This is a genomic window from Azospirillum brasilense (assembly GCF_003349955.1).
Lineage (GTDB): Bacteria > Pseudomonadota > Alphaproteobacteria > Azospirillales > Azospirillaceae > Azospirillum > Azospirillum brasilense_B.
In genome coordinates, this window is record NZ_QLKQ01000003.1 from 165,016 (window position 1) to 172,944 (window position 7,929).

Below are 7,929 nucleotides of genomic sequence, written 5' to 3' on the forward strand. Positions count from 1 at the left end.
CGGTCCTTCTCACTCCCCTCCCCTGCCCTTCCCGGCATTCGGACCGGCGTTCAGGATCGCGTCGATGTCGTCGCGGATCGCGCGGAGCGTTTCCCGGTCGATATCCGCCAGGGTCAAGCCCTGTTCACGGACGCTGGCGACGGTCTGGCGCGCCCCGAACACCATCTTGGCCAGCGACTTTGGCAGGGCGCTGCCGGTTGGAACCGCGTTGCCGCGGGGCTTTGCCGCCGCAGGCGCCGGAGCCTCCTCGTCGGCGGACCGCCGGGTCATCTCGGTGACCAGAGCGTCCCAGCCGCGCAGCTGGTCCCCCTCCCCTTTCAGCCGCGCGATCTCCACGAGCCGGTAGCGCGCCGGGCGGTGCAGCGGATACTCGTCGCGGATGCGCTGCGGCAGGCGGCTGATGAGCAGCGCGCGGGAAATGTCCACCCGGTCCTTGCCGACGATCCGTCCGACATCTTCCTGCCGGTAGCCGTGGCGCTCCATCAGCCGGGCGTAGGCGTCGCCCTCCTCGAAGGGAGACAGGTCGGCGCGGACGACGTTCTCGATCAGCGCCAGCTCGTCCGACGCGCCGGTCACGGTGACGGCGTAGATGGTCGGGTGGCCGAGCGCCCGAACGGCGCGGAAACGCCGCTCCCCGAAAACGAGCTGGAACCGCCCGTCGCTCAACTGCTGCACGCCGACCGGCTGGGCCAGCCCGTGCTGCGCGATGGAGGATTTCAGCGCCTCCATGTCCGCCTCGTCGAAATGGCGGCGCGGCTGATCGGGGTTGGTGACGATGCGGCCGATGTCGATCTCCACGACGACCGGGCCGCGGCGGTTGAAGCCCTGCCCGTCTTCGCGGGCCTGACGCTCCGCCGCCGCGGTGGTCAGCACGCCGGTGTTCGTCCGGGCCAGTTTACGCGACATGGGCCATCACCTCCGGCAAGCAGGCACGTTCCTGGATCAGCGCGTCGGCGACGGCCTGATAGACCTCGTAGCCCGGCGCGTCCGGAACCGCCTCCAGCGCCGCGCGCCCGGCGGCCACCGCCTGGGCGTAGACGGTCGCCCGCGGGATCGGGCCGAAGACGCGCAGCTTCGCGCCGAACAGGGTGCGGATGTCGTCCAGCGACGCCTGATCCTGGGTCAGCCGGGCGTTGAACATCGTCGGCAGGATGCCGAGAACGCTGACCCCCGGGTTGGCCCGGCGGCGGATCATGTCCAGGTTCTCCAGCAGGAACTCCACGCCGGCGACGCTCAGCATCTCCGTCTGGCAGGGAATGGCGACGGTGTTGGCGGCGGTCAGCGCGTTGCGCGCCAGCATCCCGAAATGCGGCGGGGTGTCGACGAAGATGAAATCGTAGCTCTGCCGCGCTCCGCCATCCAGGCATTCCCGAAGCGCGCAGTCGCCCGACGACTGGCTTTGCAGCTCCGCCTCCGCGTCGCCCAGCCGCATGCCGCTGGGGATCACGTCGAGCCCGCTCTCCGTGGTGACGATGTAGTCGCCGAGGTCAAACCCCTTCCCCCGCACCTTCAGCGCCTCCACGGACGCCTTCAGCGCGTAGTAGAGGGTTTTCTCCTCGCGCTCGCGTTCGATGGAGTTGATGCCGAGATGGATGGTGGCGTTGGCCTGCGGGTCTGCGTCGATCAGCAGCACCTTGAAGTGCCGGGCGAGCAGGGTGGCCGTGTTGACGGTGAAGGCGGTCTTGCCGACACCGCCCTTGCGGTTGGCCGCCGCACAGATCAGCGCCGGGCCATGCTGCGTCACCGTGCCGATCTTCTCCTGCAGCAGCAGGGAAATGACCGGGGCAGGGATCTTCTCGCTGCCGTTCTCCCAGCGCGAAATCTTCGCCTTGTCGTATTTCCGGCCGAGTTTTTCGTTCAGCCAAGCCGCGAAATCCGGCTGGTTCAGCGTCCGGCTTTCCCGGAACGCCTTGATGTCCTCGCCGCGCATGGTTCATTCCCCTGCCTTGCCCCGCGGCCACTTTTGCGCGGCGCCGAAGTGCGGTCAAGCCGGAATGTTGACTCCGGGGCAGGGGAGGGGAGTCAACATTCGGCGAGAAAATTTTCTCGCGGGATTCTCTCGCGAGACGGGGTTCCGGCGGGTGGTGCGACCGCAGCACCGCCCGCCGCGCCGGTCAGCCCGGCTTGTAGACCGCCTTCGCTTCGGGCATCAGCTTTTGCAGCGCGGCGATGCGGTCCGCCGTGCCGGGGTGGGTGGACATGAAGGTGGGCTGCTCGGCCCCGGCCTGCTTCATGTTCTGCCACAGCTCGATGGCCGCCTGCGGGTCGTAGCCGGCGCGGGCCATCATCAGCAGGCCGGCGCGGTCGGCCGCCAGCTCCTGGTTGCGGGAATAGGGCAGCAGCAGGCCGTACTGCGCGCCGGTGCCCAGGGCCGCGGCGATCATCTCGCTGCCGCCGACCCCGCTCGCCCCGGCCACGGCGCCCAGGATGCTCGTGCCGGCGTCGGTGGCCATCTGGGTGCTCACCCGCTCGGCGGCGTGGCCTTCCAGATTGTGGGCGATCTCGTGGCCGATGACCGCGGCGAGCTGCGCGTCGGTCTTGGCGTATTGGAAGAGGCCTTCATAGACGCCGATCTTCTGGCCGGGCAGGGCGAAGGCGTTGGCCTCCTGGCCCTGGAACACGCGCACTTCCCAGCCGGCGGGGTCGAGCGAGGCGGCGCGCAGCAGCCGGGCGGAGATCTGCTCGGCGCGGCGCTGGTGGCTGGCGTTGGTGGTGGCCGGCGTCGACTGGATCAGGCGTTGCCAGTCCTGCTGGCCGAGTTCGGCGAGCTGCTCCTGCGAGACGAGATTCAGCCCGAGCCCCGTCGAGTTTCCGGCGCATCCGGCCAGCGCCAGGGACCCGGCCAGCGCCGCGGCAAGGCACAGGGGTCGGACGGTCATGGTCGGCATTGGTGTTCCTCCGTTGTGGTTCTGTCCGCCGCATCCTATCCGATGGCGGATGGGCTGTGCCGGGGCAATTCGGTGGCCGTGTTGTGAAAGCCGCAACGTTTGCCGGGCCAGGATGTTGCCTCCCGTCTCCGCCAATGCGGAACCGATTTGAGCGGCAGACGTGTGGCAGCGAATGGCGAGGCTGGTCGATTAGACGTCTAATAGCGTCGCATCGCCGTCCCCTTCCGGCCGTGCCATTCTGTGGATATCCCGGAAAGAGGCTTCTCAACCGCCCGCGCGATTCCATGTATAGTCGGTCTTGTTGGCCGGCGATGCGATGGTGTCGCCGCGGGTGGATGGTGGCAGGAGGAACGGGTGGCGACGCTCAAGGAATTCGAAGAAGCCTTGAAGACGGCGGGCAACACGGAGGCCCTGGAGATCCTGGGCAAGCTGCGCGAGCGCGACAAGGCCCAGCGGTCGATTCGCCCGGCACGGCGCGTCGTCGGCAAGAAGATGACCCCGGAACTTGCCGCGCAGATTCTGGAGCTTCACCGCACCACCGACATGACGCAGCAGGAGATCGCGTTCCAGCTCAGCGTCAACCAGGGCCGCGTGAACGAGGTCATCAAGCGCGGCAAGTGGCTGAACGACGACCCGAACGCTCCGGAGGCCGTCGCCCGCGACAAGGCCAAGGCCCGCGTCAAGGACGGGGTTGGCATCGAACCGCGCCCGGCCCGCCCGAAGAAGAAAAAGGCGGCTCAGCCGGTCGCTGAGCCGGTTGAGCCGGTTGAGGCGGAGGTCGCCCCGTCCGTGGAAGCGCCACCCGTGGAAGCGGCGCCTGTGGAAGCGCTGGCCGCGGTGGCGCCCGCCGATCCGGAACCGGTCGAGGCGGCATCACCCGCCCCCGCGCCCGAGGTGGCTCCATTGGAGCGGGTCGAGATGGCCCTGGAGGCGGACTCTCCGGACAAGACCGCTGCGGAGAAAGTGCCCCCGGAGAAAGCGGCCAAGGAAAAGAAGAAGAAGCGCAAGGCCGAACCGCCGGCCCAGCTTCTCTTCGACGGGTTGTAAGCCCGACGTCGCTCCATCACGCCGAAAAGGACGCCCCCTGAAAAAGGGGGGCGCCCAGGGAGGGCAGCCCGAGGGGTGCCGCGGTGGGGCCGGTTCAACCAAGACCGCGGCGGAATCGTGCGCAAGCTGGCGCGGGGCTACACGCCCCTCAGCGGGCGAGCCGGCGCCCGCCCGTCCGCCCTTCGATTTCCGTGCGGTGGATCAAGCCGGCGGCGATGCCCGTCCCGAACAGGACCCAGAACCAGATGCCCAGCATCGGGCCCTCCAGCGCCACGTCGAAGGACGCGTTGATGACGATGGACAGCCAGTAGCAGAGCAGGAAGACGAACAGCCGCGCCCAGGCGCGGTCGCCGTGCCGGCGGGCCAGCAGGAACGCGCGGACCATGAAGGCCACCCAGCTTCCCAGCATGGCCACCCACAGCAGGAAGCCGGGAACGCCGGACCGCGCGAGGATCGTCATGTGCGCGTTGTGCGGACTGCGCAGCACCTGCGCCTCCTCCTCGTCGATGACCTGGAAGCCGTCATCGTCGGCCAGATTGATGCCGAACCCCTTGCCGTTCCAGAAATAGTCGCCGTGGACGGTGTAGTTGACGATCTTGTCCCACCACATGATGCGCCATTGCTTGGTGCCGTCCAGGCTGGCGGTATCGGCGGAGCCCGCGATGCTCATCAGGTTGGTGGCGATCTGGTCGACCGACAATTTCCGCGACGACACCTCGATTTCCACATTCAGCAGGGCCGCGATGGTCACGATGGCCGCGGCGATCATCAGCAGCGGGGCGAGCTGGCGGCTGCGCGGCACCATGGCCAGGGCGATGCACAGCGGGATGACGATGGCGAGCGTTCCGCCACGGCTGTGCGCGGCGACCATGGCGATCCCGACCACCAGCAACGCCAACTGCACCGGGCCAAGGCGGCGGAACCCGAGCAGGACGAACAGCGCGATCCCGGCGAAATGCACGCCGACCTCGCCCGGACGCAGACTGATCAGGGGAACGTTGTAGCGCGGCCAGATGGGAATTTGCGACTGGAGCAGCTGGTAGCCCGGATAGACGATCGGCATGATCGACACGAACAGCACCGCGAAGCTGCCATAGGCCAGCACGAGGCGGCGCAAACGCTCCGGCTCGTCGTACAGCACGACGACGACGATGAAGGCGAACAGGCCGTACATGACGATCACGCTGTCGCGCAGGGCGTCGAAGCTGTAGAGGCCGAGGAACGGGATGGTGCGGGCCAGGACCCAGACGATCAGGATCGCCAGCAGCGTTCCCGGCAGGCTGGACAGCGTTGCGACGATGCCGCCGGTCCGCAGCATGACCAGGAGTCCGGTCAGCAGGAGGATCTCCCCGATGAAGAGGGGCGGCATCCCGATGTAGGCGAAACCGCGCCCGGCCAGGGTGTAGCCGAGAAGGACCACCATCAGGAAGCCCAGATAGAGGTCCGCCACCCGTGTCCGGCTGCGCTTGGGGGTGGAGAGGACGGCGCTCATGACGGGCGTCCATAGCCGGCGGCGCGCAGCCGGGCGGCGATCCGCCCCCAGTCGCCGATCGCCACGACCATGCGGTGCGCGTTGGCCGCCATGTCCCTCCAGATGCCGGGGCCGGCCCGCTCGGCCCGCGCCAGCGCGTCGGCCACCGCCCCGGCCGTCAGGTCCGGGATGCCGAAGCCGGCCCGGTGACCGTCCACATAGGGGACGAGACCGGTTTCCCGCGTCACGATCAGCGGCAGGCCGGACAGGGCAGCCTCCAGGCAGCCGGTCGGCATCACGTCGTAGCGCGAGGTCAGGGCGAAGTAGTGCCAGCCCGCCATCATCGCCGCCTTCTCCGCCCCGAAGACCGGGCCGTGGATGCGGATGTCGGTGCCGAGGCCATGGGCCTGCGCGCGCCGCTCCAGCTCGGCGCGGGCGGGGCCGGACCCCGCCAGCTCCAGCACCCCGCGCCCGCCGGCCCGGCGGTAGGCGGCGAAGCCGTCGATCAGCAGGTCCACGCCCTTGTGGTCGATCTCGTAGCGCGCGCAATAGCCGAAGGTCAGCCGGTTCCCGTCCGGGGCGGCGCGCGGAACGGCGGCGGGAAGGCCGCCGCGCCGCGCCGACCAGGCAGTGTTGGGCAGGAGGCGGACGGCGGCGCCGGGGGCCACCCGGCGGACGATGGCGGCCTCGTCCTCCGTGATGGCGTGGACGAAGCGGGCGCGGACGAGGGCAGGGCCGTCGACGACGCGCAGCCACGCGGCGGGCAGGCGCCGCCGCACCCGGCCCGCGCCGTCATAGACGTGGGAGCACTGGCCGTGCAGCGTCACGCCATAGGCGACGCCGCGCCGGTGGAGCCCGCGGGCGAGCGCCGCGAACAGCGGCTTCACGGCGCCGTGGATGTGCACCACCGTGTCCGGCCCGGCGCCGTCCAGCAGGCGGTCCAGCGTCGCCCCCGCGATGGTCAGCGACCGTCCGGACAGCCGCGGTCCGCCGAGGGGGAAGCGCTGCGCCGGACAGTCCGCCGGGATGCCGGTCAGGGCGTCCGGATCGTCGGAGAACAGGAACAGCCGGGCGTCGTCGCCCATGGCGCGCTGCTCCGCGATCAGGCAGCGCACCACGTTGTGCAGCCCGTTCGCCGAGGAGGGGTGGGCGATGGCCGGCTGGATCACGACGTGCCGGAGGTCGAGCGGGCGCAGTCCGGCATCCTCGAAGGCCAGTCCGGCGCTGCCGTCAGCGGGCGACATGGGCGGTCCTCGTCTTGGAGAGGTAATATTGGGCCGCGCCGACGCGCAGCACGCTGGAGAAGAGCAGGGCCATGCACACCCCGGCGACGCCGTACATCGCCGCCAGCGGCCCGACCGCCGCGAACACGGCGAGCGTGCCGACGACGTTCACCACGAGCGCGAACTGGCTGCGCTGCACGCCGTAGAAGTAGGAGCAGACCATCTCCGCCAGATAGCCGGTCAGCGCCCCGATGGAGAGCAGGCGCAGAGGCAGCTCCTGGTTTGCGTAAGGCGAGGCCGTGCCATAGACAATGTGCAGCACCTGATCGGGGATCAGCAGGGCGAGGCTGTAATAGACCAGCAGCGGCGCCGCGCCGATGACGACGTAGCCGCGGATCGCCAGCCATGCCTTCTCGTCCGGATGAGGGGCGCCGCCGTCGTCCGACAGGGCGCTTCGTCCCCGTGCGGCGACCTGCGGGACGAGGTTGCCCATGCCGATGATGATCGGGTTGGCGATGTTCACCAGATTGACCACCGCCTGGAACGCGGCGGTGGAGGCCATGCCGTCCATCGCCGCCATCAGCCAGACGAGGCTCTGCACCCGCAGCATCAGGAACAGGTTGTTGGCGAGCGCCCAATGCCCGATGGACCAGAAGCGGCGGCACACCGCGGGCAGGTCCGACAGGCCGCCGAAGCCGGGGCGCAGTATGGCGAAATGCACGACCGCCCCGGCCAGCGCCGGTCCCGTCATGGCGACGAACACGCGCTCCAGCGTCAGATGGCCGCCGAGGGCCATCAGGTTCAGCACCACCACCTGCCCCAGATAGGTCAGGCTGTCGCCCCACAGCGCCTGATCGTGCTTCAGCCCCGCCATCAGCCCGCGCCGCCCGATCTCCTGCACCTGCCAGACGATGAAATAGAGCACGGTCGGCCCGATCATCTCCGGCATGCCGAGCCCATAGCCGACCAGGGCCAGCAGCCCGGACAGGGGCAGCAGTGATCCGGCGGTGAGCAGCACGGCGCTTCCCGCCAGGGTCCGGCGCCTGGCCGGGTCCAGCACGGTGCCGTCCACCGACAGCGGGTACTGGATCAGGCTGACGTTGACGACCTGGAGCGCCAGCAGGACCGACAGGAAGAAGACGAAGGTCCCGTATTCCTGCGACGGGAAGGTCCGGGCGAGCTGGATGTTGATGGCGAACATGCCCAGGCTGACCACGCCCTGGTCGGCGAGGGTCCAGAAGCTGCGGACGAGTGACCCCGGGATCATCCTCATGCGCTGCCGACCCGTGTCGTCTCGGTG

The 7,929-nt window shown here is 69.4% G+C and carries 7 protein-coding genes; 1 reads left to right on the forward strand and 6 read right to left on the reverse strand.

Going from position 1 to position 7,929, the window contains the following annotated elements; genetic code table 11:
* Positions 1–9: 9 nt before the first annotated feature.
* From DXK32_RS02665 to DXK32_RS02675, 3 genes are all read right to left on the reverse strand, one after another.
* Positions 10–906 (reverse strand): ParB/RepB/Spo0J family partition protein, encoded by an 897-nt coding sequence (locus tag DXK32_RS02665; protein ID WP_114857095.1) that lies wholly within the window; start codon positions 904–906, stop codon positions 10–12.
* Positions 896–1,930: an AAA family ATPase gene (locus tag DXK32_RS02670; protein ID WP_114857096.1), complete on the reverse strand. Its 1,035-nt coding sequence runs from the start codon at positions 1,928–1,930 to the stop codon at positions 896–898. The genes DXK32_RS02665 and DXK32_RS02670 overlap by 11 nt, the downstream gene beginning before the upstream one ends.
* A gap of 184 nt (positions 1,931–2,114) precedes the next feature.
* Positions 2,115–2,888: a M48 family metallopeptidase gene (locus DXK32_RS02675; protein ID WP_114857097.1), complete on the reverse strand. Its 774-nt coding sequence runs from the start codon at positions 2,886–2,888 to the stop codon at positions 2,115–2,117.
* Positions 2,889–3,242: 354 nt separating this feature from the next.
* On the opposite strand from DXK32_RS02675, the gene DXK32_RS02680 reads away from it, so the two are divergent.
* Positions 3,243–3,935, forward strand: coding sequence for a hypothetical protein (locus DXK32_RS02680; RefSeq protein ID WP_114857098.1), 693 nt, complete (start codon positions 3,243–3,245; stop codon positions 3,933–3,935).
* Between the two features lie 148 nt (positions 3,936–4,083).
* On the opposite strand, the gene DXK32_RS02685 is transcribed toward DXK32_RS02680, so the two are convergent.
* The 3 genes from DXK32_RS02685 to DXK32_RS02695 all read right to left on the reverse strand — a co-directional run.
* Positions 4,084–5,427, reverse strand: coding sequence for an O-antigen ligase family protein (locus DXK32_RS02685; RefSeq protein WP_114857099.1), 1,344 nt, complete (start codon positions 5,425–5,427; stop codon positions 4,084–4,086).
* Positions 5,424–6,650 (reverse strand): glycosyltransferase family 4 protein, encoded by a 1,227-nt coding sequence (locus tag DXK32_RS02690; protein WP_114857100.1) that lies wholly within the window; start codon positions 6,648–6,650, stop codon positions 5,424–5,426. The genes DXK32_RS02685 and DXK32_RS02690 overlap by 4 nt, the downstream gene beginning before the upstream one ends.
* Positions 6,637–7,929, reverse strand: a 1,293-nt coding sequence (locus tag DXK32_RS02695; protein ID WP_247876939.1) for a lipopolysaccharide biosynthesis protein, incomplete at its 5' end; no start/stop codon positions are given. The genes DXK32_RS02695 and DXK32_RS02690, both read right to left, overlap by 14 nt.

What these genes read in the sequence shown, in the direction of transcription:
- DXK32_RS02665 (WP_114857095.1), bottom strand. Translation starts at nt 906, where the DNA reads ATGTCGCGTAAACTGGCCCGGACGAACACCGGCGTGCTGACCACCGCG.
- DXK32_RS02670 (WP_114857096.1), bottom strand. Translation starts at nt 1,930, where the DNA reads ATGCGCGGCGAGGACATCAAGGCGTTCCGGGAAAGCCGGACGCTGAAC.
- DXK32_RS02675 (WP_114857097.1), bottom strand. Translation starts at nt 2,888, where the DNA reads ATGCCGACCATGACCGTCCGACCCCTGTGCCTTGCCGCGGCGCTGGCC.
- DXK32_RS02685 (WP_114857099.1), bottom strand. Translation starts at nt 5,427, where the DNA reads ATGAGCGCCGTCCTCTCCACCCCCAAGCGCAGCCGGACACGGGTGGCG.
- DXK32_RS02690 (WP_114857100.1), bottom strand. Translation starts at nt 6,650, where the DNA reads ATGTCGCCCGCTGACGGCAGCGCCGGACTGGCCTTCGAGGATGCCGGA.